This window comes from Brucella sp. JSBI001, from assembly GCF_026014005.1.
Lineage (GTDB): Bacteria > Pseudomonadota > Alphaproteobacteria > Rhizobiales > Rhizobiaceae > Brucella > Brucella anthropi.
Map to the genome: position 1 here is coordinate 2,667,501 of NZ_CP110339.1, position 23,367 is coordinate 2,690,867.

Genomic DNA, 23,367 nt, shown 5'->3' on the forward strand with positions numbered 1-23,367 from the left:
GAATGGCGTAACGACTTCCCCGCTGTCTCCAACGCAGACTCAGTGAAATTGAATTCCCCGTGAAGATGCGGGGTTCCTGCGGTTAGACGGAAAGACCCCGTGCACCTTTACTATAGCTTTACACTGGCATTCGTGTCGGCATGTGTAGGATAGGTGGTAGACTTTGAAGCAGTGGCGCCAGCCATTGTGGAGTCATCCTTGAAATACCACCCTTGCCTATATGGATGTCTAACTGCGGCCCGTTATCCGGGTCCAGGACCGTGTATGGTGGGTAGTTTGACTGGGGCGGTCGCTCCTAAAGAGTAACGGAGGCGCGCGATGGTAGGCTCAGAACGGTCGGAAATCGTTCGTCGAGTGCAATGGCATAAGCCTGCCTGACTGCAAGACTGACAAGTCGAGCAGAGACGAAAGTCGGTCATAGTGATCCGGTGGTCCCGCGTGGAAGGGCCATCGCTCAACGGATAAAAGGTACGCCGGGGATAACAGGCTGATGACCCCCAAGAGTCCATATCGACGGGGTTGTTTGGCACCTCGATGTCGACTCATCGCATCCTGGGGCTGGAGCAGGTCCCAAGGGTATGGCTGTTCGCCATTTAAAGCGGTACGTGAGTTGGGTTCAGAACGTCGTGAGACAGTTCGGTCCCTATCTGCCGTGGGTGTAGGAATATTGATAGGATCTGTCCCTAGTACGAGAGGACCGGGATGGACGTATCTCTGGTGGACCTGTTGTCGTGCCAACGGCATAGCAGGGTAGCTATATACGGACGGGATAACCGCTGAAGGCATCTAAGCGGGAAACCCACCTAAAAACGAGTATTCCCTATCAGAGCCGTGGAAGACTACCACGTTGATAGGCCGGGTGTGGAAGTGCGGCAACGCATGTAGCTTACCGGTACTAATAGCTCGATCGACTTGATCACTCCCATTTACAATATCCATCGAACAAACTTCGATGAATTTATAGCGCTCACGCCAGTTTGGCTCCGCCAAACGGCTGCGCGGGCGCGGCCTCCGGCCGGCACACAGTCGTGTGCTTATTGTTTATCAGCGTTTATCGCTGAATTATCTGCACGAAAGACAACCAGCTTCTCATATTTGTGTTCTTCGCCGACCTGGTGGTTATGGCGGAGCGGCTGCACCCGATCCCATTCCGAACTCGGCCGTGAAACGCTCCAGCGCCAATGGTACTTTGTCTTAAGACACGGGAGAGTAGGTCGCTGCCAGGTCTGCCAAGAACACAAATCAAATCATCTTCTCAAATACATACAAAACACCCATAGCGCGGGGTGGAGCAGCCCGGTAGCTCGTCAGGCTCATAACCTGAAGGCCGCAGGTTCAAATCCTGCCCCCGCAACCAAATTCCCACAAAAATACACGAAATCTCTCAAGCATAACCGATGTTCGTATCTTTGCGAGCTGGCTCCGGCTTCTCGCAGAAGATCGTTCGACCTAATATCGATGCACGGAAGCGAGTTCTATACGCACGCACCGCAGCGCGCTCATAACCCCAAGGGTGGGCAGCAAAAAGAAACGATCCAGCGTAACAATCCCCCGACAAACGCAACCAGGCACCAGCCCAAAACCAAATCAAAACCCGCCACAACGCGGGCTTTTTTTTGACCAAAGCAGCCGGGGCAGCTGCAAAACTTCCCCGTCCCGACCATAACGACAAACTGACCCGTTTAAGCTATCAAACAGCCTCGTTATCAAAGGAAGACAATCGTGAACCTCGATCGCTCCGCGCTGGCTGATCTCAACATATTCGTGACAATCGTACGCCGCAAAAGCATGAAAATGGCTGCAATCGAGCTCGGCGTAACAACCTCCGCTATCAGTCATCGTATGAAAAATCGAGTGTGTCCGGAAGCCTGGCTCCTAATGCGCACTAAGTGAGGGACTTATTCATATTGATACCCGTCACATGAAATCCCGTTGCATCATAAACATGTCTGGCACGTGCGTTGTCAGCGGACTGTTTTATGCTGGCGATATGTCCGGTGCAGATCGCTGAGCCTGTCTTGGTGCCCGGATTTATGCCGCTCAGCCCACTCGAATACCGGCCTATACGTGGAAGAAACTTTCAACCGCATCTTTATCGGGAACAAAATGGCTTCAGATTCATTTAGTTCGAGCGTTTGTCTGGGAATCACCGGATGATTTGCTGTGTCCAGGTTTCCGGTCGTCACAAATCGGGAGTTTGGGGGCATATCGGTTTTCAACGATTGGAGTTCATTATGGGGATTTTCGATAAGATCAAGAACGCCATTTGGGGCGAGGCACAAGCGGCAACTCCTGAGGCGGAAACGGCTGCACAGCCTGCTCCGACACCGACCGCTTCCTCTACTGCCGCCGCTCCGGCGCCATCTGCATCCGCACCCGCTGCCGCGGGCGCTGTCGACGTAGGCGCCATTCTGGACGCTGCCGTTGCCAAAAGCGGCCAGAAGCTCAACTGGAAGACTTCGATCGTCGATCTGATGAAGGCTCTTGGCCTCGACAGCAGTCTGGAGCACCGCAAGCAACTTGCCAAGGAGCTGGGCTATACCGGCGACACAGGCGATTCCGCGACCATGAATGTCTGGCTGCACAAGCAGGTTATCCAGAAACTCAAGGATAATGGCGGTAAAGTTCCCGCCGGATTGTAATCAGGAGGGTTCCCGATGGGAAGCGCAGGAATTGGCTGGATTGCGGCGATCATCATAGGCGGCCTGGCCGGCTGGATTGCCTCCAATTTCATGAACAGCAATACCGGGATATTCATGAATGTCATTCTCGGTATCATCGGCGCAGCCGTAGCGAGTTTTATTTTCGGATTTCTCGGTGTTTCGTTCGGCGGCTGGCTGGGCTATCTGATCGCGGGCTTTATCGGTGCCTGCATATTGATATGGCTGGGCCGATTGGTAAGTTAGCAAAAAGGCGCCTTACGGCGCCTTTTTCTTTTGGTGCGTTATTTTCTTGCCCTATGCTGGGCGAGAAAAATACGGTCGTCGCGATTGGAACAAATGACTGCGAAGATGACCGCCAGAGCTGCGCCCAGAAACGTATCGAGGATACGTTCGGAAATTATACCATTGTGGGACACTCCGGGCATTGCCAGATAGGTCATCAAAAGCGCCATCGGAGTTACCAGAATCTGCCCCAGCGCATAATTGCTGCCAATAATGACTTCGGTGGCGAATTGCAGTCCGGCCAGGATTGCAATGACGCACCAGAGACTGGGGCCTTGCGCAAGCACCAGCCATGTAATCAAGGCGCCCAGAAGCGTACCTGCCATGCGTTGCAAGGCTCGGTTCATGCTGATGTGCAGATGCGCGCCCTGCATCACGGCGACAGTGCCCATGGCTGCCCAGGCTGGGTGGATGGCGCCGAGAGCATAAGCGGTCAGCGCGGCAATTGCGGCGCCAAGCGAAATCCGACCGGCGGCAATAAGCCGGTGAACTGTCGGACGTGACGGCTCGGATGGAAATGGCTTTTCCGGCGATGCCTGATGACGAAACTTCTCGGTCAGGGCACAGATCAGGCAAGCGAGAGCCGAGACGATTGCTGTCGCGGCGGTACGCTCAAACACAACGTGCAGCGACGCGACCGGCGTCATGGAGGCGCCGGCTGCGAAGATGAATATGAGCGCGCCGGGTGGTCCGAATTTGCCGGTAACGGTTATGAAAGAGAATATGCCCGCAGAAAGTGCCAGCAGCAAAAGCTGGCCGGGCAAGGGCAGGCCAACCCATGTGGCGAGCGACATGAAAAACACCGCGAGTGTCTGGCAGATCGCGCACAGGAGGACGATCCATTCGCGTTTTGCCTCCGGAGCAAACCGGCCGAACAATGCGACGAGCGAGCCAAGCGAGGCAAAGCCGATCAGATGCGACCACGAGGACAGGCTGACCAACGGAAGCGCGATGGCAACCGTGGCGGCAGCCTGTAGCCCGGCAAGCGACGAGTTTCGGAGCGATGGCTGGCCAGCAAGGGCGATGCTTTCGCGAAACTGCTGAGGCTTCAGAAGGTTATAGGCGGCGTGGCGGCGTCCTGAAAGAGATCCGTCCGCTTTCATTATTCTCGGTCCTGCTCGCGATCGGATTGCATCAGCGTCAGTCGGTGCTCAATGCTGTCAAAGCTGCGAAGCATGATTGCAATGTCATTGTCTGACAGATCGGCGAGCATTTCTTGCTCGCCCTTTGCCAGCTCCTGACGAATTTCGGCAACCCGCTTTACCCCTTGCGCCGTCAGATGAACCAGCCTTGCACGACTATCCCTTTCATCGACGCGGCGCTCCGCCAGACCTTGCCGACATAGAATGTCGAGGAGGCGTACGAGACTGGACCCATCTATGCCGACCAGGGCAGCCAGTTCCTTCTGCGTCAGGCCGCCGCCGGTCTGGTGAAGGTGGACAAGGGGAACCCAGGTCGCATCAGTCAGCCCGGCTTGGGCAAGGCGGATGTCGAGCGCACGTCGCCAGCGCCGCGCCAGCAGTGAAAAGCGAATACCGAATTGAGAGCGGGGAGTGTCTGAAATCATGAGGTCATTAAGACGCAATATAGTTTGAATTGCAAATCAAATTATATTGCGGAATGCGAATGACAGTTGCCGGAACGGGATTAGCCGCTCCGGCTTATGGCCTGTCTTTATTGCGGTATGCGAGCGATGACTTTGATTTCAAAGTCGAAACCGGCGAGCCAGCTGACGCCGATAGCAGTCCAATTGGGGAAAGGTGGGGCGCTGAAAATTCGGTCCTTGACCTGCAGGACGGCCTCGAACTGGTTTTCAGGATCGGTATGAAAAGAGGTTATATCAACAATGTCATCGAAAGTGGCGCCGGCTGCCTTCAGTGTCGCTTCAAGATTATCGAAAGCGAGTTGAACCTGCTTTGCGAAGTCGGGTTCGGGCGTGCCGTCGCTGCGGCTTCCAACCTGACCGGAGACAAACAGCAGGTCGCCCGAGCGGATAGCGGCGGAATAACGATGCTTGTCATAAAGGGCACTGCGGTCGGCGGGGAAAATTGTTTCTCTTCTGGTCATTTTCGTTTTCCTTTTTGATGCTGAGGCGTGCGTTATCGGAAGATTTTTGTATTTGCGGCTTCACAAACAACCGGGATAGTTGATATACGTCACGTATACTAAATATTCATATACGATCCGTATGTCAATTAATATACGGTTCGTATACCAAAAAGGTGTGACGATGGCCATGAACCTGCGCATCAAGGCGATGGAAGAAAACCGAGTGAAGCTGATAGCGGCAGCCCGGAAGGCTTTTGCGGAAAAGGGTTATGCCGCCGCCTCTATGGATGAACTGACTGCGGAAGTCGGCCTGACACGTGGTGCGCTCTACCATAATTTTGGAGACAAGCGCGGGCTGCTAGCGGCTGTGGTCAGCCAGATGGATGGCGAAATGGCCGAACGTGCTCAAGAGATTGCTGCGCGGGCAGATAATCTGTGGGAGGGGCTTTTGGCGGAAGGGGTTGCCTATATCGAGGCGGCACTCGATCCTGATGTCCAGCGCATCGTGCTGCTTGATGGACCGGCGTTTCTCGGCGATCCGTCACAATGGCCGAGCCAGAATAGTTGTCTGCAGGCGTCCCGGCAAAAAATTGCTCTTTTGATAGAGCAAGGCGTGCTGAAACCGGTTGACCCGGAAGCCGCCGCACGGTTGCTCAACGGGGCAGCATTGAATGCAGCACTCTGGATTGCCGCCAGTGAAGATCCGAAAGGGGTTCTTTCGAAGGCGATTGATGCCTTTCGAGCGCTTGCAACCGGCCTGCTTGCAAAACCGGTTTAGATATCAGGTAGTCTGGATCGCAATCCGGTTGCCTTCGCTGTCCCTGATCTCCGCGACAAAGCCGTTTCCAACCGGCGTTTTCGGGAACAGCATTTCGCTGCCCTCTTGCACGGCCTTGGTGATGACGGTGTCCACATCGTCGACATTGAAATAGATAATCGCGCCATGCACGGTTGGAATATAGACGTCGCCTTCGGCAAGCGCGGCACTCGCGCCATCCTTGCCTTCTTCAAAAGGGAAATAGGCCATTCTGTTTCCGTGTATCGTAACGACTTCACCAAAAGTCGCTCCGAACACTGCGGAGTAGAATCGCATAGCCCTTTCAAGATCAGCTACCGGTATTTCCACATGGGCGATCAGGTTCATTCTTGCTCCGTTCTATATAACCACATGGAATGTAAGCCATAATCAGTTCGGCTGCCACATCGCGGATGGAATTTGAATCCGGTTGACGGAGATGCGTTAATTGTTCAGTTTTTATTGACTCGGTATATTAGTGAAACATAACAAACGGATCCTGACACGGAGACCATATGGCGACTGAAGGACTTGGACAGACACTCGGGCCTGCGGTGGTTCTGCTTGCCGCCGGTGTCGTGGCGGTGCCGTTGTTTCGGAAACTGGGTCTCGGTTCTGTGCTGGGATATTTCGCTGCCGGTGCCCTGGTGGGGCCTTCGGTCTTCGGCTTCTTCACTGATCCCGCAACGATCCTGCATTTTTCCGAACTCGGCGTCGTCATGTTCCTGTTCGTCATCGGACTTGAAATGCGCCCTGGCAAGCTCTGGACGATGCGGCAGCAGATATTCGGTCTCGGTCTTGCACAGGTTCTGGGCTGTATCGCCCTTCTGACAGGGGCGGGGGTTCTTCTGGGCCTGTCTCCGATAACGGCCTTGATCGCGGGGGCTGGCTTCGTGCTGTCTTCCACAGCTGTCATCATGTCGATGCTGCAGGAGCGAGGCGAAATAGCCACGCCCGACGGCCAGAAGGCCGTTTCCATTCTCCTGCTCGAAGATTTGATGATCGTTCCGCTGCTGGCGCTCGTTGCTTTCCTTTCGCCTTCCCAGCATGAGTCCGGCGGAATCCTGGGCATTGCGACGGCCATTGGCGCCATTTTGCTGCTGATTGCTGTTGGGCGCTGGCTGCTGGATCCGTTCTTCTCCTTGCTGGCGCGTGCGAGGGCGCGCGAGGTTTTGACGGCTGGCGCACTGATCGTTGTGCTCGGGGCTGCCCTGCTGATGGAAGCGAGCGGCCTTTCCATGGCGATGGGCGCTTTCCTGGCCGGGGTCATGCTGTCCGGTTCCAGTTACCGGCACCAGATCGAAAGTGACATCGAGCCGTTCAAGGGGCTCCTGATGGGGCTGTTCTTTCTGGCTGTCGGCATGTCGCTTGATCTCGGCGTGGTTGCTTCGGACTGGCCCACGGTCCTCATCTTCCTCATTGCCTATGTGATTACCAAGGCAATCGGCATCTATGCCGTCGCCCGAATTTTCGGCTCCAGCCATCGTTCGGCGCTCGAACGGACGTTGCTCTTCGCGCAGGGCGGAGAATTCGCCTTCGTGCTCTACACGTCGGCATTCGGTAACGGGTTGCTTTCAGCACGCGACAATGCGCTGTTTTCGACTGTCATCATTCTATCGATGGCCGTGACACCGTTCGTGCTGCTTCTGGGTTCCCGACTTTTGCGCGAGGAAGCGCCTTCTCTCGAAGGCGTTGAAACCGCTCATAATCTCAAAGGTCGGGTGTTGATGATCGGTTTCGGGCGTTTTGGACAAATCGCGGCGCAATTGCTTCTTGCCCAGAGATCGGATGTTTCGATTATCGAAGCCGATCCCAACCGTATCCGTGAAGCCGGGCGGTTCGGTTTCAAGATATTTTATGGCGATGGATCACGTCTCGATATCCTGCATCATTCAGGTGCAGACGAAGCGGAAGTCATCATGATCTGCGTGGATGACCGAAAGACGGCCAATCGCATTGTGGAACTGGTCAAGTCTCATTTCCCGGCAGCAAAGATCATGGTGCGCTCCTACGACCGCACGCATTCCATCGAGTTGTTGAAGGCAGGTGTGGATTTTGAACTGCGCGAAACGTTCGAATCTGCACTGCTTTTCGGAAAGGAAGCGCTTTGCGAGCTTGGTCTGGATGAGAGTCTCGCAGAGGATACGCTACGCGATATTCGCATGCGCGATGCTGAACGGCTGACGGCACAGGTGCAGGGCGATATTTATTCGGGGGCCGATCGGCTGCTCACCGGCGTTCCTGTTCCTGAACCGCTGACGCCGCCCGGCAAGGTTACGAAGCTTGCCGGGGACGAAGGTTCAAACTGAACAATATGGATGGGGCGGGGAGCTAGTCCCGCAGCGCCATCTGAAGCTCGGCATGACGTCCCAGCCTCTCCATCAATTCGGTAAACTGAGGGGTGCGTTCAATCTGGCGTCCGTAATGTCTGCGCAATGCAGCGGTCAGTTCGCCTCTGCGTCCAAGCTGCTCGTCGGCAAAGCCGATCATCTGGGAGTTCGGCCATGCCTGCGGGCGAATGGCGACAAGGCGGGTGAAAAGGCTTTCTGCCGTCTCGTCCGGATTGGCCTGTGCCATAAGCGAAACCATTGCCGCCGTCGAGCGCGACACGCCCATATGGCAATGGACCAGCAGATGGCTCGGCGCTTGCGGGTTCGGTGCCGCCTGGAATTCCGAGCCGAACTGCAGGATCGCATTCACATGGTCGGGCGTTGGCATTGTGTGGTTGTCGGCTGCGTTGATGATGTCGTGAAAACGCAGCGTTACACGATGGTGTTGCTCGAAAGTTTGAAACGCATCCAGTTCCGGAAGGTCCGGATCAACCAGCGAAAGAACATGTGTGACTTTGCGCGTCCGCTGATCGGGCAGTTCCTGAATTCCACACACAGTCAGTTGCGGGGCGAAATGCACAGTCATGCCGGTCTCCTTGAATTTCAGTTATGTTGTTCAGTTTACATTGACGAATGGTGATACATCGGCGGGACGACATTTTCATGGCTGCTATCAGTCCCTTGGAAGCTGTCGTCTGGCCCATTCTCTTTCCGGAATTGCCCTGCCGATATTGTAGCTGAAAGAGCCAATCACCATTGTTTCCGCATCGACCTTGCATGTGAAGTCGATAGCATACCACTTGCGCTGGCTGCGAAAGGCGCCGTCGCTGACGGTCAGGCCGGTTGTCGAAACGGAGCCGCCTTCACGCGCAAGCATATCCGGAAAAGCACCGGCTTTATGGCGGCGCACCTGTTCAAGCGCTTCGATGCCGCAAATCTGGATGATCCGGTCCTTCGGCGCGAGCTTTCCCAGCGCCTGTTTCACACGAGGATCGGACATGGCGTCCTTCGAATAGATTTCACGCGCTCGCGTCAGTTTCTTGGCAGGCGTCGCCGGTTTGGGAGCATCGGCTTTTTGCTTCGGTGCAGTTTGAGTTTTTTCCGCGGCGGCCTGACCGGATTCAGATGGTTTCTCCGCTTGAAGAAGCTGTTCGGAAGGCTGGCCCTCCGTCACAGAAGGTTTTTCTTCCGCCTTGTCAGCATCCGTTGTGGCTGCAGTCTCGGAGGGTTCGTCCGGCTTCTGTATTTCTTCAGGCGCTGCGGGCGGCAGGTCCTGCTCTGGCGGTGACTTCACGTCTTGCTTCGCCGAGGCAGATTCGAATGCCTGTGGCTGCGGTGGAGGGGCGGCCTGTTCCGGCGTCTTTGGTGTTTGCTGCTGAGGCTTCTTTTCAGGGGGCGGTGGTTGAACCAGCTCCACATTGACGCTTTGTTCCGAAGCCGGCGAAGGGAGTGCCGGAAGGCGGACCAGAAACAGAGTTGCCAGCACCAGATGCAGGACCACTGAGGCTGGCAAGCCCCAACCGGCCTCTTGCAAAACTCTTCTGGTGAACTGCAACATGGATCCAACGATCAGGGACTCGAAAGCTTCAATCTAGAGCGCATCCTGAAAAGTGTGAAACGGTTTTCGGGTAAGATGCGCGTCAAAATAAACAGTCAGAGACCGACATTCGGCCGGTCGATCACCTCACGCAGCGCAAAACTGGAATTGATCTTCACGACATGCGGAAGGGCCGAGAGCCAGTCGCGATGGATGCGCTCGTAATCCTCAAGATCGCGGGCTGCAACGCGCAGAATATAATCATATTCCCCCGACATCAGATAACAGACAAGTACGTTGGGACAACGCTTCACCGCAGCCTCGAATTCGGCCAGCGTCTTGGCGAACTGTCCGGAGAGCGAGATATGGACAATTGCAATCATCCGGTATTCGAGCGCCTTCTGGGACAGGCGGGCATGATAACCTGCGATTACATCGCTTTTTTCCAGAATGTCGAGGCGACGCGAACAGGCTGAAGGCGACAATCCAACCTTCTCCGCAAGTTCTGCATTGGTGATGCGCGCATTGGCCTGCAATGTCCTGAGAATTGCAAGATCGATAGGATCAAGATTGCTCATTCGAAGAACCTTCGAAAAAGAGGATCATCTGCACAATAATTCACTAAAAAATCTGCGCAGGCAAATCTTCTTTGCAAGGACATTGCAAGCCGCAGATGTTCTCATTTTCGGATCGACAACGACCCACGGCAAGTGGGCAAAAAATGAGAGGAACGCTTATGCGTGTCGGCTGCCCGAAGGAAATCAAGAACCATGAATATCGTGTCGGACTGACCCCCGCCGCGGTTCGTGAATATGTGGCTCATGGCCACGAAGTCTGGATTGAAACAAAGGCAGGTGCCGGTATCGGTGCCGATGATGCCAGCTACATCGCCGCTGGTGCGAAAATTGCCGCTTCTGCAAAAGACATTTTTGAGAAGTGCGACATGATCGTGAAGGTCAAGGAGCCACAGCCCTCCGAATGGGCGCAGCTTCGCGAAGGCCAGCTTCTCTACACTTATCTCCATCTCGCCCCCGACTCGGAACAGACCAAGGGCCTGCTCGCCTCCGGCGTGACGGCAATTGCCTATGAAACCGTAACGGATGATCGCGGTGGATTGCCGCTGCTCGCCCCGATGTCGGAAGTGGCGGGCCGTCTGTCGATACAGGCCGGTGCGACGGCGCTCCAGAAAGCCAATGGCGGCCTCGGTATTCTGCTGGGTGGCGTGCCCGGCGTGCTGCCGGCAAAAGTCACGATCATCGGCGGTGGCGTCGTCGGGCTTCATGCGGCCAGAATGGCAGTGGGACTTGGCGCCGACGTGTCCATTCTGGATCGCTCGCTGCCGCGTCTGCGCCAGCTCGACGATATATTTAGCGGTCGCGTTCATACCCGCTATTCCAGCATTCAGGCGCTTGAAGATGAAGTCTTCTCTGCCGATCTCGTCATCGGCGCCGTGCTGATCCCCGGTGCCGCAGCGCCGAAACTCGTCACCCATGAAATGCTCTCGGGCATGAAGAAGGGGGCAGTTATCGTCGATGTGGCTATCGATCAGGGCGGCTGTTTCGAGACATCCCATGCAACGACACATTCCGATCCCACTTACGAAGTGGACGGGATCGTCCATTACTGCGTGGCCAATATGCCGGGTGCTGTTCCGGTGACCTCGGCGCACGCCCTCAACAATGCCACCCTTCATTACGGTCTGGCGCTTGCCGATCGTGGCCTGAGGGCAATTGCCGAGGACAAGCACCTGCGCAATGGCTTGAACGTTCACAAGGGGCGCATCACCAACAAACCTGTTGCTGAGGCGCTCGGTTACGAAGCTTTCGCGCCCGAAAGCGTTCTGAACGTGGCGTGAGGCTTTATAGGAACAGCGATGAAAAGGGACTGCGATGGCGCTTTGTGCCATCGCAGTAACAAGTAGTCCACTAATATTCCGGTGCGTCGGTCTTGCGTGGAACGGGAAAAAGCTGGATTAGGCTTTGATCTATATCCTGGCAGGAAAATCCCGTGCAGTTTAAATTTTCGCGATCGGCATTGTGTTTCACGCTGATGCTTCTGGCGCTACTTGCTCTGCTCGCGACAATGGGGGCAGGATTGGGCTGGATCAGAAGCTTCATCGGGGATGTGATCGCTGTCATCTTTGTCTATGCGGTGCTCAGAACTTTTATTGACGGAAACCGCCTGCTGCTGGCCTTGATCGCGTTTCTGACCGGGGTGGCGGTGGAATATGGTCAGTATCTTGCAAAGCAGTTCGATATCGTGATCGGAAACCCGGCCCTGCGTATTATTCTCGGAGCGACGCCGGATTGGCTGGACGTTCTGGCCTATGCGATCGGTGCCGGAATTGTCGTCGTGTATCTGCTGGCGCGACGTCAGGTTAAGGCGTCAAACTAATTTATAGAAATTGTTGCATGACCTTGTTTTGAACAAGATGTGCACCTATATGGCTGTCATAGGCATTGCTTAAGAGCGCTGGAACGCGTCTGTCGCTCGCAATAGCCTTCATCACTTGATGCTTTTGACCACGGATGTACTGGCACTGGTAGGAAAGCGATGATCAGGAAGGTCGGTGCGTTTTCGCCCCGGCCTTTTTTGTTGTCTGCAGTTTCACGAGAATGAAGCAAAACGGCCTGCTGAAATCCTCAAGCAGGCCGTTTGGCTAGAAATTAAGCAGCCAGTGCTTCGTCTTCCGAGGTCGGGACTTCAGAAATCGTCTTCAGAACCTGCGAAGCGATCTGGTATGGGCAGCCCTGCGAGTTCGGGCGGCGATCTTCCAGATAACCGCGATATCCATCTCTGACGAATGCGTGTGGAACGCGGATCGAAGCGCCACGGTCGGCAACGCCATAGGAGAACTTGTTCCATGGGGCGGTTTCATGCTTGCCGGTCAGGCGCATGTGGTTGTCCGGGCCGTAAACGTCGATATGGTCCTGCAGGTTCTTGTCGAACTGAGCCATGAGCGCTTCGAAATAGTCCTTGCCGCCCACTTCACGCATATACTTGGTCGAGAAGTTGCAGTGCATGCCCGAGCCGTTCCAGTCGGTATCCCCGAGCGGCTTGCAATGGAATTCGATATCGATTTCGTACTGTTCGCAGAGGCGAAGCAGGAGATAACGGGCCATCCAGATCTGGTCGGCGGCGTTCTTGGAGCCCTTGCCGAAAATCTGGAATTCCCACTGGCCCTTGGCCACTTCAGCATTGATGCCTTCGTGATTGATACCGGCATCGAGGCAGAGATCGAGATGTTCCTCAACGATCTTGCGGGCGATGGAGCCGACATTCTTGTAGCCGACGCCCGTGTAATATGGACCCTGCGGGGCAGGGAAGCCCTGTTCCGGGAAGCCGAGCGGACGGCCATCCTTGTAGAAGAAGTATTCCTGCTCGAAACCGAACCATGCATCATCGTCTTCAAGGACGGTTGCACGGCTGTTGGATGGATGCGGCGTGATGCCATCCGGCATCATGACTTCACACATCACCAGAACGCCGTTCTTGCGCGCAGGATCGGGATAGATCGCGACCGGCTTCAAGACGCAATCGGAGCTGCGGCCTTCGGCCTGCATCGTCGATGAGCCGTCGAAGCCCCAGAGCGGCAGTTGTTCAAGTGTCGGAAAAGCGTCGAATTCCTTGATCTGCGTCTTGCCGCGCAGTCCGGCAGCAGGGGTGCATCCATCGAGCCAAATGTATTCGAGCTTGTACTTGGTCATCGCTAGTCTCTCTGTCATCCTCGGTTGATCGATCACCACAAGTCATGCGGTGTCGCGCGGCTCGGTGTTCGATTTAGTAGAAGCAAGGACCGTGCCAGTTTCAAATTTGACGCATTTCCACGGTGGCACAGGCGCAAGCGATAAAGCGGGCAAGATTTGCACAACGGAAAGCGGAGAATGTCTGCTCAAAAAACAGGCAACAGATTAGAATTTCATCACGCCTGAAATACCGGGTGCGTCATCCCAGTCTTGTCACCTGTCACTCAAGCCCAGAAGCCCCTGAAATTCAAAGGCATAAAGCAAAATCGAACAGGCGGACAGAATAAGTCGTTGGACGCTCCGGCCACCATTCTTCACCTTACCTTCAAACAAAAGGGGAGTGACTGATGGCACGTTCGATCAACAGAAAATCGGCTTTTCTGGCAAGTTTAGCGTTGAGTGTTTCGGCAATGACTGTTTTCGCAGCCAATGCTGCTGAAATCACGGTGATGGGTTATCGCGGTGCATTCCAGGATAATTACGTCAAGGCCGTCATCGAACCATTCCAGAAGGAACATCCCGACATCAAGGTCACCTATTATGGTGTGCAGAATGCAGCGACATCGCTCGGCAACATGCGCGCCCAGAAGTCCTCTCCCCAGACGGATGCGGTCATCTATGACCTTTCGGTCGCCAAGATCGCCGATGAGGAAGGGCTGGTCGAGAAGCTCGATCCGGCATCGCTCAAAAATTATGCGGATGTCGCCGACCTCGGCAAGGAACTCGCAGGCGCTGCAATTCCGATCACATATGACACGCTTTCGCTTCTTTATAACAACGATGCATTTGCGCAAGGTGCACCGGATAGCTGGGAAGCGCTCTGGGACAAGCAGCAAAGCGGTAAGGTTATCATCCCGGCACAGGGCGGCGGCGATATTCAAGCCATCCTGCTTACGATCATCGCGAACCGTCTCGCTGGTGAAGACGACTATACGAAGACTGTGAAGCCGGGCGTCGACAAGCTGGTGGAGCTGGCGCCTGCCGTGCAGACGTGGGAACCGAAGCCCGATGCCTATACGCTGGTTGCAAACGGCACTGCGACCTTGTCCATCGGCTATAATGCCCGCGCCCAGTTCTACTTCGACCAGACCGGCGGAAAGCTTCAGTCGGTCGGCCCGAAGGAAGGCACGGCTGCGCAGGTGAATGTCATCAGTGCGATTGCCAACGGCAAAAATATGGATGCAACCAAGACATTCATCGACTATGCGATAAGCCCCGAGACGCAGGCCCGGTTCGCCGAGATCATGTTCTATGCGCCATCGAACACGAAAGCGGACGTGAACGACGAAACGAAGAAGCGCATTCCGTACATGGATGCGGCCCAACGCGAAAAGCTCATTCCGGTCAACTGGATGACCATTGGCGATATGCGCGACAAGCTGCTCAATCCCTGGCGCCGCCAGATCATTCCGGCTGGTCGTTAAAACTCTACCTCACCCTGAAATTCACGCTTCCGCCCCGTTTCTCCGGGGCGGCAACGACCCCTCACAGGTTTCGATATGGTAGCAGAAAGCACATTTCTACGGTTGAAGGCCCTCACCAAGCTTTACGGTAACAACTACCGGGCAGTGGACGATCTTCATCTCGATCTGCCGCGCGGAAAACTGCTTGGCCTCCTCGGTCCATCCGGTTGCGGCAAGACGACGACTTTGCGCATGATTGCAGGTCTCGCTTCGATCTCGGACGGCAACATCCTGATTGATGGCAACGATATTTCGCACAGGCCGCCCCATCAGCGCGATATCGGTCTGGTTTTCCAGAACTACGCCCTGTTCCCACACATGACCGTGGCCGAAAATGTCGCTTTCGGTCTCGATATGCGTAAGGTCGGTAAGGCCGAAGCAAAGAAGCGCGTTGAGGAAGCACTCGAAATGGTGCGGCTTCCCGGCTACGGTTCGCGCAAGCCCAAGGAGATGTCCGGTGGTCAGCAGCAGCGCGTGGCGCTGGCGCGTGCGCTGGTCATCCGTCCGCGCATTCTTCTGCTGGATGAGCCCCTGTCCAATCTGGATGCGAAGCTGCGCGACGACATGCGGATCGAAATCCGCGAGATTCAGAAGCGCCTCGACATCACGACGGTTTTCGTCACACATGATCAGGTCGAAGCACTGACAATGTGCGACGTCGTCGGCGTGATGGATAGCGGCAAGCTGGCACAGCTCGGTTCGCCGGAAGAAATCTATGAGAAGCCATCCTCCCTGTTTGTGGCCAAATTTGTCGGACGCGCCAATGTCCACAATTGCGAGATCGTTGACGAAAATGTCTGCCGTCTGGGCAGCGGCACCTATCGCTGCAACACGCATGGAAAGTCACGCGGGTCAGGGCAGATCGCCATTCGTCCGCATCGCATCAATCTCACGCCCAACCGCGATCGCAATCTTGTCAGTGTCGTAACCAATAGCGCCCACGGCGTGGTCGAGCGCACGACCTATATCGGTGACATCGTTCAATATGACATCGAGATTGAGGGCGCCTGTCTGAAAGTAGAAGTGCCAACCGCCAGTGCAGGACATGCATTCCATACCGGCGACCGGCTGCTGTGCGAATGGAAGCCGGAAGACATGCTGGTTTTCGGGAGCTGATGTCATGACAGCGATCACATCGACCGACATCACCCCGGCAAAGTCATCAAGGCGCAGACGCTACAGCCTCGTCGCCGTTGCGCTTCTTCTGCCGATGGCCTTGATCAATCTCATTGCCTTTATTGCGCCGGTTGCCCACCTGGCGCAGATATCCTTCCTGCAGAGCGAGAGCGGCGGTGTCCTGACAGACCGCTATACGTTCGAGAATTATATCAATTTCTTCACCGACAGTTTCAATTGGGGTCTGGTGTTCAACTCGCTCTGGCTGAGCGCGTTCATCACGTTGGCAACGCTTATCTGTGCCTATCCAATCGCGCTTTTCCTGCACCGTGTTTCGCCGGTCTGGCGCAACTTCCTTTTCGTGGTGACGGTCTCGCCGCTGCTCGTCAGCAGCGTGGTGCGCACCTATGGCTGGATGGTGCTTCTCGGCGATCAGGGACTTGTCAATGGAGCCTTGATGAACCTCGGCATCATTTCCTCCCCCATCAGGCTCGTCAACAATACGCTCGGCGTATTCATCGGGATGGTGGAAATCCTGATCCCCTATATGGCGCTGTCGCTGATTGCCGGTTTCGGGCGCCTGAATGCCTCACTTGAGGAGGCTGCAGCATCCCTCGGCGCCAATGCCTTCACGCGGTTTCGCCGGATCATCCTGCCACTCACCTTGCCGGGCATCGCACTTGGCTGCCTGCTTTGCTTCGTGCTGGCAATCAGCTCCTTCATCACACCGAAATTGCTTGGTGGCGGGCGCGTATTCCTGCTGGCGACGGAAATCTACGATCAGGCTGTGATCCAGCTTGAATGGCCGCGAGCCGCCGCAACCTCCGTCATTGTCCTGATCATCTTCGGTCTCGCCTTGATGGTCTATTCCCGCATCGCACGTCGCATCGACTGATTGGCAAAGGAGAAACGAGATGATTGGTTCAACTTCATTGCCATTCCGCCTACTGGTCGGCCTGCTCTATTTGTTCCTGCTGGCCCCAATTCTGGTCGTCGTGCCGTTATCGTTCAGCAACGACAACTATCTCACTTTTCCGCCGCAGAGCTGGGGTGTGCGGTGGTATGCGGAAATGCTGCATCATGAAACGCTCATTCAGGCGTTCTGGATCAGCCTCGGCATTGCATCGGTCGTCACCGTCCTGTCGCTTCTGGCAGGTATCCCGGCCGCCTATGCCATCCGCCGTTATCAGTTCCGTGGACGCGAAGCGGTGCTGAACCTCTTTACCGCGCCGCTGCTTCTGCCTTCCATCGTGCTTGGCCTCGCCATTCTGCTGGTCTTTGTGCGGCTGGAACTGCTCGGCACGTTCACCGGTCTGGTGATCGCCCATCTGATCGTGACGACCCCTTACGTTATCCGCATCATGATAACGGCGTTCTCGACACTGCCGCCATCGGTTGAAGAGGCAGCCACGATGCTGGGTGCGTCACCGTTCACCGTGTTTCGTCGCATCACCCTGCCGTTGATGATGCCGGGTCTGGTGGCAAGTGCCGCACTGTCCTTCCTTCTGTCCTTCGATGAGGTGGTGATCTCGCTCTTCATCACCGGACCGCGCATGACGACGCTGCCGGTGGAAATCTTCAACTATGTCGAAAGCCGCACCGACCCGATGACCGCTTCCATCTCGGTCGTGCTGATCGCGGCCACGCTGCTCATCATCTTCGTCATCGAACGCACACTCGGATTGTCACGCACACTCGGCAAATAACCTCCCAACTGAAAGTGACTGCAAGCATGGAAAATATCGCCCTCTGGATGTCGCAACCGCATTTCAGCTATCTCGAAATTGCCCGGACCTGCGGTTTCTCATCCTTCGTTCTGGAACTCGAACACGGAACCTTCGACCTGTCGACGCTGGACCAGTTTCTGGCTTTCACCAAGGCGCAAGGTCTCTCCACCCTGACGAAGGTGCTGGCACCGACGCCAGAAGCCATTCAGCAGGCGCTGGACTTCGGATCGGATGGCGTCATCGTTCCGCATATTCTCGGCGTGGAACATGCGCATCAGGTTACGAAGGCTGCAAAATATCCGCTGGTCGGCACGCGCTCTTACACGGGTGGCCGCATTTTCGGCTATGCCCGTCCGGCGACCGATGCCTTCGAAAAAGAGAACAAGCGCACCAAATGCTTCGCCATGGTCGAGACGGCAGAAAGTCTAGCCGACGTCGAGAAGATTATCGCGCTCGATACGGTCGACGGCCTGTTTCCGGGCCCTTCGGATCTGGCGCTTGCGCGCGGTCGGGGAGCATACGCTTTCAATGATGACGACAAGGCCGATCTGCGCCGCTGTGCGGCGGCTGCACGCGCTGCCGGGAAGCCATGGATCATGCCCGCCTGGACTGAAGCCGAACGGCGCTTCGCACAGGAAGAGGGCGCCGCGATGCTGGTCGTCGCTACCCAGAACATGACGCTTCGCCAGGGCATGGTTTCGACTGTGAACATGCTGAAAAACGAAGCCCTGGTTGCCTGACTGAACTGAATACCCACTCATTCGCTGGAGGAAGAAATGAAGATTAGCCTGATCCAAACGAGCCCGCAGACCGACAAGGCAGAAAACCTGCGTATTACGCGGGGATTGATGGAAGATGCCGTGCGCACGGATTCTCCGGACCTGATCGTGCTGCCCGAGTATTTCGAATATTACGGTGGTACTCCGGAAGAAAAACTTGCGGCAGCCGAGAGCGTTCCCGGTGGCCCTGCCTACAAGATGGCGCAGGACTTTGCTCGCGAGCACAAGGTCTTCGTCCATGCCGGAACCTTGATGGAAAAGGTTCCAAACGAAAAGCGCATCTACAATTCCACCTTTGTCTTCAATCGCGAAGGCAAGGAGATTGCGCATTATCGCAAGATCCATATGTTCGACATCGTCGGGCCGGACGGGACGGCCTATAAGGAATCGGCAACCGTCAAGCCGGGCGAGAATGTTGTCGTCTATGACCTTGACGGGTTCAAGGTCGGCTGCGCGATCTGCTACGACATCCGCTTTGCCGAACTTTATCTGGAGCTGGAAAAGGCCGGTGCCGATGTCATCGTGCTTCCCGCCGCATTCACGCTGCAAACCGGCAAGGACCACTGGGAAGTGCTGGCGCGTGCCCGTGCCATCGAAACCCAGACCTATTTTGCCGCCTGTGGCCAGACCGGCAGCACGGTTTCGAATGGCGAGCGGCGTCATACCTATGGTCACTCGCTCGTCTGCGATCCGTGGGGCCACGTTGTGGCGCGCGCGTCTGACGGTGTCGGGTTCGTGACGGCGCGCATCGAGCGCGCGCAGATCGAGCGTGTGCGTTCGCTCATCCCCATGGTCAGCCATCGCCGTATCGGCAAGCAGTTGCAAGCCTGCGCATAGGAGGCCTCATATGTATACGATCAATCCCATGCCGGAGCAGGTTGCTGCCGGTGACCTCCAGCTTCTGTCGGGGGTCGAGACAGCCACTGTCGGACACTGGCGCTTCTTCGGTTTCATGCACCGTTCCATCCAGCCGCTCCTCCCGAAGCGCCGTGTGGTCGGTACCGCCGTCACCATCGCCATACCGGGTCCGGATTCCACCCTGCTTCACCACGTAACCGGAATGCTTCGCCCCGGCGATATTCTGGTGGTGGATCGGATGGGCGACGACCGCTATGCGTGCTGGGGCGGCGGTGTGACCATCGCTGCGAAGGCCTCGGGTGCGGTCGCTGGCATCGTGGATGGCCCGTGCACGGACCTGACGGAAATCGAGGATTCCGATTTTCCGATGTGGGCGAGGGGTATCTCGCCCATCACCACGCGGCTCTATGATCTGGGCGGTGGCATCAACATTCCGGTCTCTTGCGGCGGTGTGGTTGTCAATCCCGGTGATGCCATTCTGGCCGATGAGAGCGGGGTTCTGGTCCTGCCGCGGGACGAAGTGAACGCGGTTGCCTCGCGCGCGCTCGATATACAGGACAAGGGAAAGGTGCGTGAGGCTTCGGTGAAAACCGGTCTCAAGCTCGGTGACGTGTCTGGCGCCACCAAGAAAATTCTCGCCCACGCGGGAAGCTGATCCGATACGGGCCGGTTTCGGCCGGCCCTGATCATTTGTGGGATGGAATATGACTATTTGCTTATTTTCATCCCGCAAGTGTCTTAGAAGGAAAGGACGAATCTGATTGCCCGGAGCGCTATAAGGGACTTCAAGAAACGCAGGCGCGCGGGTGATTGAAATGGGAAGGGACATGCCCGTCCATGAATATCCGTTTTCTGGAAACGGTGATCTGGTTGTCGGAACTGCGTAATTTCCGGGCGACGGCGGCTCGCCTCAATATGACCCCGGCGGCGATATCCAATCGTATCGGCGCGATGGAGCAGGAACTGGGGTTCCGGCTCTTCGACCGCGATGCCCGCGACGTCAATCTGACGGCGGAAGGCGAAGCTTTTGTCGAGGGCGCGCGCGATGTCGTACGCCGTTATCATGATCTGGTGGAAAGCCTGAGTCCGCAGAACGGGCTTGAAGGCACGCTGAAGATTGGTATTGTTCCGAGCCTCGCCATGACCATATTGCCGGGTATTCTCGATATCGTCCGCCAACGCTATCCGCAGATACGCATCTCGATCACGACCTCATCATCGAAAGGGATCGTGCAGAAGCTGGAGCAGCGGGAACTCGACATCGTTTTTGCCATCAAGCCCGAGCCTACGCCCAACCTGCGCATCGTCGACATATGCACTTTCGGCATGTTCTGGATATCGCGCAGCAATCAGTTTCCGGGCGGGGCTGAAGACATGCTGTCACGCGATGACCTGCTTGGCTGCAATCTCATTTCCTATGAGAGCGGTTCCTATAATTATCAGCAGATCATCAATTATTTCACCGAAGAGCGCCTGAAAGACGCGACCGTTCATTATTCCAATTCGCTCACCACGACGATCAACATGATTTCGGCTGGTGTCGGTATTTCCGTCATTCCGCCGGTGGTGATCCAGAAAGAGCTTCGGACAGGTGAGCTGCAGGTGCTGAACACCAATGCCGTTTTCCCGGCGACGAGCTATAGCGCTATTTATCTCGAAAGCGCAGCGACGCGCCTGATCACGCTTGTGGCCAATATCGCCCGTGAAGCCGGGCGCAATTTCAGCGGCAATTTCAGTGATAGTCTGGCCTATCAGGACTAGCGCGCAGCTTTCCGTTCAGGCTGGTTTCAGGCTCTGCGTGGGCATATCCCCGCAATAAATGCTGATGATCTCTTCGGCGACCAGACGCTGCAACTCCCAGAGATTGCGGTCGCGGATGCCTTTTTCTTCCAGATGCTTTACGGTGAGATAGAGATATTCGGCGCAGGAGCCCATATGCCCGCAGGCGCGCGCAAGCAATTGTGCCACGGACGTCAGGGGCATGTTGTCCGAAAGCCTGTCTCCACGCGGTCCGGCCCAGAAAACGAGCGCACGTATTGGTCCATCCTCGGTGTCGATCGAAACCCAGCGGATGGAATAGGCATCGTCAATCGAACTGATTTCGCGCCGGATCATTCGACGCAATTGTCCAAGGCGGTCCTCATCGGACAGCCGGAAAGCAATACCCTTGCAGCTGCCGCCCGGTCGCAGCGCCAGCATAAGGCCCGGCTGGGCCATCGTTGCGCGCCAGCGGGTCAGCCGAAGGCAGAATGAACGGTGCCAGCCGCTCGCCGTTCCGGCGCGCGAGTCCACCGCCTCGAAATCCGGCTTCCAGATCAGGGAGCCATAGGCGAAAACCCAGAGCGGGCTGTCTCCTGCTTCGTGAAAGAGCTGTTCCGCCAGTTCATCGACCTCATTGTCGGTGATCGGTGCCCGGCTCGGATCAGGACCGCGATCAACCTCAAGCCGAAGGCTCAGCGAAACGAGCTCCTCGGTCAAAGCCATACGGGACAGATCGGCAGAAGGCACGGCGTATTCAGGCTGATCGTAATTCTGGGTCATTCTTTCACGGCAAAGCATGTTCATGGATGCGTCGCCTCAGATACTCGCATTTTTGCGCATATCATCAAGCTGCCGCAATGATGAAAACAACAATTCCCGGTCTCGCAGATGTTCTTCGTAGAGAGACACGAAAATGGAATTCGTCGTTACATGTGGCTCAGGCGCGGACTGGGCGCGTCGCAAGCTGTTGTTGGCCTTGCGCTTGGCATCTTCGACTTTGGCAAGCAATTCCTGAAGCCTGCCGGAATTGCCAAACGCACGAACACCGGCTTCCGGTGCGCCTGAGGCGACTGTATTCGATGTCGAGTGGATCATGGTCTGCATCTCCAATGGCAAGATATAGAGCTGATCGTGGAGTCTGTTTATGATATAATGATGTTATAAAATGTACTAAATTACATTCTTGTGATGTTGTGTTTCGGGCATTGTTTTTAAGAATAATTCTATTTCTTGCTAAGAGCATTTTTAGCACTGTCGCCCCATTGAAAACGAGGCATTCAATGCCAAAACATCCAGTGAACAAGGAAAATTCGCGCGGTAGTGCTGCGCTCGGACAGATTCCGGGATGCGCGGGCAGCTGGCATTTGAGACCGGGATATCAATCAGCGTCATGATTCATGAAGGGGAGCATATCGACCGTGTCGATTGTCGTCGGCTCGACGGGCTTGCCGTCTGGCTTGGCAAAAATCATCACTGCAAAACAGTAGATCAGAAACACTGCCACGCCGATAGCTAGCAGGCTGGCAAATATGAGTGGCCAATCAATCATGGCCGACACCTTGGCGCAGTTTTCGCGTCAACTCAACCGTCTGTTGCGATGGGAAAGCCTTAACGCTAGCCTGTAAAAGAGAGCGGCAGGTTTCGACCGGAGGCTGGATGTCGGAAATAAAAACACTGGGATCCAGACGGGTCTACGAAAATCGTTGGATGAAGGTTCGCGAGGATCGCATTGTTTATCCGGACGGCAGCGAAAGCATTTATGGCGTTGTCGAGAAAAACGATGCCGCACTGATTTTCGCAATGGATGACGAAGACGGCGTCTATTTAGTGGAACAGTTCCGCTATCCCGTCGGGCGCCGCTTCTGGGAGCTTCCGCAAGGGGCCTGGCAGGAGCAGGAGAACGTCGATCCGCTCACTTTGGCTCGTGGAGAACTGCAAGAGGAAACCGGGCTGACCGCTGAGGAAATGGTCTATTTCGGAGAGACTTACGAAGCCTACGGCTTTGCGGCTAACAAGTGCCATATCTTTCTCGCTACAGGACTGAAAATGGGAAAGCCCAACCTCGATGCCGAAGAGCAGGGGCTCATCTGCCGCCGCTTTCCTATCGGGGAAGCCGTCGAGATGATCCTTCGTGGCGATATCAAAGATGCGAGTACTATTGCCGCCTTCGGGCTTCTGCGCCTGAAAGGGATTATCTGAAGCATACTGCGCGGTAACAGGGAGCGCCCACTGAAATCAATGGGGCAATCTCCACAGCAGA

At 55.8% G+C, this 23,367-nt stretch carries 27 protein-coding genes, 1 tRNA gene and 2 rRNA genes (1 of these 30 cut by a window edge); 19 read left to right on the forward strand and 11 right to left on the reverse strand.

The features are described from left to right. The 6 genes from LJ361_RS12610 to LJ361_RS12635 all read left to right on the forward strand — a co-directional run. A 23S ribosomal RNA gene (locus LJ361_RS12610) occupies positions 1 to 920 on the forward strand (it extends 1,891 nt beyond the left edge of the window). Between the two features lie 191 nt (positions 921 to 1,111). Then, a 5S ribosomal RNA gene (rrf, locus tag LJ361_RS12615) occupies positions 1,112 to 1,226 on the forward strand. Between the two features lie 54 nt (positions 1,227 to 1,280). Further along, positions 1,281 to 1,357 (forward strand) — tRNA-Met (locus LJ361_RS12620). A 437-nt stretch (positions 1,358 to 1,794) separates the two neighbouring features. Further along, positions 1,795 to 1,893 (forward strand): hypothetical protein, encoded by a 99-nt coding sequence (locus LJ361_RS12625; protein ID WP_264813598.1) that lies wholly within the window; start codon positions 1,795 to 1,797, stop codon positions 1,891 to 1,893. Between the two features lie 341 nt (positions 1,894 to 2,234). Beyond that, positions 2,235 to 2,642, forward strand: coding sequence for a DUF3597 domain-containing protein (locus LJ361_RS12630; RefSeq protein ID WP_010659354.1), 408 nt, complete (start codon positions 2,235 to 2,237; stop codon positions 2,640 to 2,642). A 15-nt stretch (positions 2,643 to 2,657) separates the two neighbouring features. Continuing rightward, positions 2,658 to 2,906 (forward strand): GlsB/YeaQ/YmgE family stress response membrane protein, encoded by a 249-nt coding sequence (locus tag LJ361_RS12635; protein WP_010659353.1) that lies wholly within the window; start codon positions 2,658 to 2,660, stop codon positions 2,904 to 2,906. A 38-nt stretch (positions 2,907 to 2,944) separates the two neighbouring features. Here LJ361_RS12635 and LJ361_RS12640 read toward each other — a convergent pair whose 3' ends face one another. The 3 genes from LJ361_RS12640 to LJ361_RS12650 all read right to left on the reverse strand — a co-directional run bounded on the left by LJ361_RS12640 (position 2,945) and on the right by LJ361_RS12650 (position 5,012). Continuing rightward, positions 2,945 to 4,048: an FUSC family protein gene (locus LJ361_RS12640; protein ID WP_029929963.1), complete on the reverse strand. Its 1,104-nt coding sequence runs from the start codon at positions 4,046 to 4,048 to the stop codon at positions 2,945 to 2,947. Next, entirely contained in the window at positions 4,048 to 4,512 is a 465-nt protein-coding gene (locus tag LJ361_RS12645; protein WP_264811650.1) for a MarR family winged helix-turn-helix transcriptional regulator, read from the reverse strand. The genes LJ361_RS12640 and LJ361_RS12645 overlap by 1 nt, the downstream gene beginning before the upstream one ends. A 107-nt stretch (positions 4,513 to 4,619) precedes the next feature. Continuing rightward, positions 4,620 to 5,012 (reverse strand): RidA family protein, encoded by a 393-nt coding sequence (locus LJ361_RS12650; protein ID WP_264811651.1) that lies wholly within the window; start codon positions 5,010 to 5,012, stop codon positions 4,620 to 4,622. A gap of 163 nt (positions 5,013 to 5,175) precedes the next feature. Here LJ361_RS12650 and LJ361_RS12655 point away from each other — a divergent pair, with 163 nt between their 5' ends. Then, positions 5,176 to 5,772, forward strand: coding sequence for a TetR/AcrR family transcriptional regulator (locus LJ361_RS12655; protein WP_029929971.1), 597 nt, complete (start codon positions 5,176 to 5,178; stop codon positions 5,770 to 5,772). A gap of 3 nt (positions 5,773 to 5,775) precedes the next feature. Here the strand turns inward: LJ361_RS12655 and LJ361_RS12660 are convergent, their stop codons facing one another. Beyond that, complete coding sequence (locus LJ361_RS12660; RefSeq protein WP_151577176.1) at positions 5,776 to 6,138, reverse strand: VOC family protein; 363 nt, start codon at positions 6,136 to 6,138, stop codon at positions 5,776 to 5,778. A gap of 167 nt (positions 6,139 to 6,305) precedes the next feature. Here LJ361_RS12660 and LJ361_RS12665 point away from each other — a divergent pair, with 167 nt between their 5' ends. Then, complete coding sequence (locus LJ361_RS12665; protein WP_010659347.1) at positions 6,306 to 8,099, forward strand: monovalent cation:proton antiporter-2 (CPA2) family protein; 1,794 nt, start codon at positions 6,306 to 6,308, stop codon at positions 8,097 to 8,099. Between the two features lie 22 nt (positions 8,100 to 8,121). On the opposite strand, the gene LJ361_RS12670 is transcribed toward LJ361_RS12665, so the two are convergent. The 3 genes from LJ361_RS12670 to LJ361_RS12680 form a co-directional block, all read right to left on the reverse strand. After that, positions 8,122 to 8,706: a tyrosine phosphatase family protein gene (locus tag LJ361_RS12670; RefSeq protein WP_010659346.1), complete on the reverse strand. Its 585-nt coding sequence runs from the start codon at positions 8,704 to 8,706 to the stop codon at positions 8,122 to 8,124. An 87-nt stretch (positions 8,707 to 8,793) separates the two neighbouring features. After that, entirely contained in the window at positions 8,794 to 9,678 is an 885-nt protein-coding gene (locus tag LJ361_RS12675; RefSeq protein WP_278437009.1) for a DUF930 domain-containing protein, read from the reverse strand. Positions 9,679 to 9,773: 95 nt separating this feature from the next. Then, positions 9,774 to 10,235 (reverse strand): Lrp/AsnC family transcriptional regulator, encoded by a 462-nt coding sequence (locus LJ361_RS12680; protein WP_010659344.1) that lies wholly within the window; start codon positions 10,233 to 10,235, stop codon positions 9,774 to 9,776. A 158-nt stretch (positions 10,236 to 10,393) separates the two neighbouring features. Here LJ361_RS12680 and ald point away from each other — a divergent pair, with 158 nt between their 5' ends. Both ald and LJ361_RS12690 read left to right on the forward strand, forming a co-directional pair. Continuing rightward, complete coding sequence (gene ald / locus LJ361_RS12685) at positions 10,394 to 11,512, forward strand: alanine dehydrogenase (protein WP_264811652.1); 1,119 nt, start codon at positions 10,394 to 10,396, stop codon at positions 11,510 to 11,512. A 152-nt stretch (positions 11,513 to 11,664) separates the two neighbouring features. Further along, the gene (locus LJ361_RS12690; RefSeq protein ID WP_012093475.1) at positions 11,665 to 12,051 is read left to right on the forward strand and encodes a DUF2809 domain-containing protein; all 387 of its coding nucleotides are present in this window, start codon (positions 11,665 to 11,667) and stop codon (positions 12,049 to 12,051) included. A gap of 272 nt (positions 12,052 to 12,323) precedes the next feature. On the opposite strand, the gene LJ361_RS12695 is transcribed toward LJ361_RS12690, so the two are convergent. Beyond that, positions 12,324 to 13,364: a glutamine synthetase beta-grasp domain-containing protein gene (locus tag LJ361_RS12695; protein WP_010659341.1), complete on the reverse strand. Its 1,041-nt coding sequence runs from the start codon at positions 13,362 to 13,364 to the stop codon at positions 12,324 to 12,326. Positions 13,365 to 13,750: 386 nt separating this feature from the next. Here LJ361_RS12695 and LJ361_RS12700 point away from each other — a divergent pair, with 386 nt between their 5' ends. The 8 genes from LJ361_RS12700 (at position 13,751) to LJ361_RS12735 (ending at position 21,107) form a co-directional block, all read left to right on the forward strand. Then, positions 13,751 to 14,827: an extracellular solute-binding protein gene (locus LJ361_RS12700; protein ID WP_036589259.1), complete on the forward strand. Its 1,077-nt coding sequence runs from the start codon at positions 13,751 to 13,753 to the stop codon at positions 14,825 to 14,827. A 75-nt stretch (positions 14,828 to 14,902) separates the two neighbouring features. Further along, positions 14,903 to 15,982, forward strand: coding sequence for an ABC transporter ATP-binding protein (locus LJ361_RS12705; protein ID WP_264811654.1), 1,080 nt, complete (start codon positions 14,903 to 14,905; stop codon positions 15,980 to 15,982). A 4-nt stretch (positions 15,983 to 15,986) separates the two neighbouring features. Beyond that, entirely contained in the window at positions 15,987 to 16,877 is an 891-nt protein-coding gene (locus LJ361_RS12710; RefSeq protein ID WP_264811655.1) for an ABC transporter permease, read from the forward strand. A gap of 19 nt (positions 16,878 to 16,896) precedes the next feature. Further along, a complete protein-coding gene (locus tag LJ361_RS12715; protein ID WP_264811656.1) occupies positions 16,897 to 17,688 on the forward strand; it encodes an ABC transporter permease in 792 nt (263 codons plus the stop codon). Between the two features lie 26 nt (positions 17,689 to 17,714). Further along, entirely contained in the window at positions 17,715 to 18,449 is a 735-nt protein-coding gene (locus LJ361_RS12720; protein WP_010659337.1) for an aldolase/citrate lyase family protein, read from the forward strand. A 36-nt stretch (positions 18,450 to 18,485) separates the two neighbouring features. Next, positions 18,486 to 19,325 (forward strand): carbon-nitrogen hydrolase family protein, encoded by an 840-nt coding sequence (locus LJ361_RS12725; RefSeq protein ID WP_029929986.1) that lies wholly within the window; start codon positions 18,486 to 18,488, stop codon positions 19,323 to 19,325. A gap of 10 nt (positions 19,326 to 19,335) precedes the next feature. Next, the gene (locus LJ361_RS12730; RefSeq protein ID WP_010659335.1) at positions 19,336 to 20,001 is read left to right on the forward strand and encodes an RraA family protein; all 666 of its coding nucleotides are present in this window, start codon (positions 19,336 to 19,338) and stop codon (positions 19,999 to 20,001) included. A 182-nt stretch (positions 20,002 to 20,183) separates the two neighbouring features. Continuing rightward, positions 20,184 to 21,107 (forward strand): LysR family transcriptional regulator, encoded by a 924-nt coding sequence (locus tag LJ361_RS12735; RefSeq protein WP_010659334.1) that lies wholly within the window; start codon positions 20,184 to 20,186, stop codon positions 21,105 to 21,107. A gap of 15 nt (positions 21,108 to 21,122) precedes the next feature. On the opposite strand, the gene LJ361_RS12740 is transcribed toward LJ361_RS12735, so the two are convergent. The 3 genes from LJ361_RS12740 to LJ361_RS12750 all read right to left on the reverse strand — a co-directional run bounded on the left by LJ361_RS12740 (position 21,123) and on the right by LJ361_RS12750 (position 22,656). Then, complete coding sequence (locus tag LJ361_RS12740; protein ID WP_235784284.1) at positions 21,123 to 21,887, reverse strand: gamma-glutamylcyclotransferase; 765 nt, start codon at positions 21,885 to 21,887, stop codon at positions 21,123 to 21,125. Between the two features lie 36 nt (positions 21,888 to 21,923). Further along, entirely contained in the window at positions 21,924 to 22,202 is a 279-nt protein-coding gene (locus LJ361_RS12745) for a hypothetical protein (protein ID WP_010659332.1), read from the reverse strand. A 283-nt stretch (positions 22,203 to 22,485) separates the two neighbouring features. After that, the gene (locus tag LJ361_RS12750; protein WP_155243286.1) at positions 22,486 to 22,656 is read right to left on the reverse strand and encodes a hypothetical protein; all 171 of its coding nucleotides are present in this window, start codon (positions 22,654 to 22,656) and stop codon (positions 22,486 to 22,488) included. Between LJ361_RS12750 and LJ361_RS12755 the strand changes: the two genes are divergently transcribed. Beyond that, entirely contained in the window at positions 22,641 to 23,306 is a 666-nt protein-coding gene (locus LJ361_RS12755; protein ID WP_235920964.1) for an NUDIX domain-containing protein, read from the forward strand. The two genes, LJ361_RS12750 and LJ361_RS12755, sit on opposite strands and share 16 nt — an antisense overlap. Positions 23,307 to 23,367: the final 61 nt, after the last annotated feature.

Excerpts from the sequence above, each read along its gene's own strand:
- LJ361_RS12730 (WP_010659335.1), top strand. The coding sequence starts at position 19,336 with ATGTATACGATCAATCCCATGCCGGAGCAGGTTGCTGCCGGTGACCTC.
- LJ361_RS12675 (WP_278437009.1), bottom strand. The coding sequence starts at position 9,678 with ATGTTGCAGTTCACCAGAAGAGTTTTGCAAGAGGCCGGTTGGGGCTTG.
- LJ361_RS12660 (WP_151577176.1), bottom strand. The coding sequence starts at position 6,138 with ATGAACCTGATCGCCCATGTGGAAATACCGGTAGCTGATCTTGAAAGG.
- LJ361_RS12750 (WP_155243286.1), bottom strand. The coding sequence starts at position 22,656 with ATGATTGATTGGCCACTCATATTTGCCAGCCTGCTAGCTATCGGCGTG.
- LJ361_RS12645 (WP_264811650.1), bottom strand. The coding sequence starts at position 4,512 with ATGATTTCAGACACTCCCCGCTCTCAATTCGGTATTCGCTTTTCACTG.
- LJ361_RS12625 (WP_264813598.1), top strand. The coding sequence starts at position 1,795 with ATGGCTGCAATCGAGCTCGGCGTAACAACCTCCGCTATCAGTCATCGT.
- LJ361_RS12745 (WP_010659332.1), bottom strand. The coding sequence starts at position 22,202 with ATGATCCACTCGACATCGAATACAGTCGCCTCAGGCGCACCGGAAGCC.
- LJ361_RS12725 (WP_029929986.1), top strand. The coding sequence starts at position 18,486 with ATGAAGATTAGCCTGATCCAAACGAGCCCGCAGACCGACAAGGCAGAA.
- LJ361_RS12700 (WP_036589259.1), top strand. The coding sequence starts at position 13,751 with ATGGCACGTTCGATCAACAGAAAATCGGCTTTTCTGGCAAGTTTAGCG.
- LJ361_RS12710 (WP_264811655.1), top strand. The coding sequence starts at position 15,987 with ATGACAGCGATCACATCGACCGACATCACCCCGGCAAAGTCATCAAGG.
- LJ361_RS12670 (WP_010659346.1), bottom strand. The coding sequence starts at position 8,706 with ATGACTGTGCATTTCGCCCCGCAACTGACTGTGTGTGGAATTCAGGAA.
- LJ361_RS12720 (WP_010659337.1), top strand. The coding sequence starts at position 17,715 with ATGGAAAATATCGCCCTCTGGATGTCGCAACCGCATTTCAGCTATCTC.
- LJ361_RS12740 (WP_235784284.1), bottom strand. The coding sequence starts at position 21,887 with ATGACCCAGAATTACGATCAGCCTGAATACGCCGTGCCTTCTGCCGAT.
- ald (WP_264811652.1), top strand. The coding sequence starts at position 10,394 with ATGCGTGTCGGCTGCCCGAAGGAAATCAAGAACCATGAATATCGTGTC.
- LJ361_RS12655 (WP_029929971.1), top strand. The coding sequence starts at position 5,176 with ATGGCCATGAACCTGCGCATCAAGGCGATGGAAGAAAACCGAGTGAAG.
- LJ361_RS12640 (WP_029929963.1), bottom strand. The coding sequence starts at position 4,048 with ATGAAAGCGGACGGATCTCTTTCAGGACGCCGCCACGCCGCCTATAAC.
- LJ361_RS12650 (WP_264811651.1), bottom strand. The coding sequence starts at position 5,012 with ATGACCAGAAGAGAAACAATTTTCCCCGCCGACCGCAGTGCCCTTTAT.
- LJ361_RS12630 (WP_010659354.1), top strand. The coding sequence starts at position 2,235 with ATGGGGATTTTCGATAAGATCAAGAACGCCATTTGGGGCGAGGCACAA.
- LJ361_RS12715 (WP_264811656.1), top strand. The coding sequence starts at position 16,897 with ATGATTGGTTCAACTTCATTGCCATTCCGCCTACTGGTCGGCCTGCTC.
- LJ361_RS12635 (WP_010659353.1), top strand. The coding sequence starts at position 2,658 with ATGGGAAGCGCAGGAATTGGCTGGATTGCGGCGATCATCATAGGCGGC.
- LJ361_RS12665 (WP_010659347.1), top strand. The coding sequence starts at position 6,306 with ATGGCGACTGAAGGACTTGGACAGACACTCGGGCCTGCGGTGGTTCTG.
- LJ361_RS12705 (WP_264811654.1), top strand. The coding sequence starts at position 14,903 with ATGGTAGCAGAAAGCACATTTCTACGGTTGAAGGCCCTCACCAAGCTT.
- LJ361_RS12680 (WP_010659344.1), bottom strand. The coding sequence starts at position 10,235 with ATGAGCAATCTTGATCCTATCGATCTTGCAATTCTCAGGACATTGCAG.
- LJ361_RS12695 (WP_010659341.1), bottom strand. The coding sequence starts at position 13,364 with ATGACCAAGTACAAGCTCGAATACATTTGGCTCGATGGATGCACCCCT.
- LJ361_RS12735 (WP_010659334.1), top strand. The coding sequence starts at position 20,184 with ATGAATATCCGTTTTCTGGAAACGGTGATCTGGTTGTCGGAACTGCGT.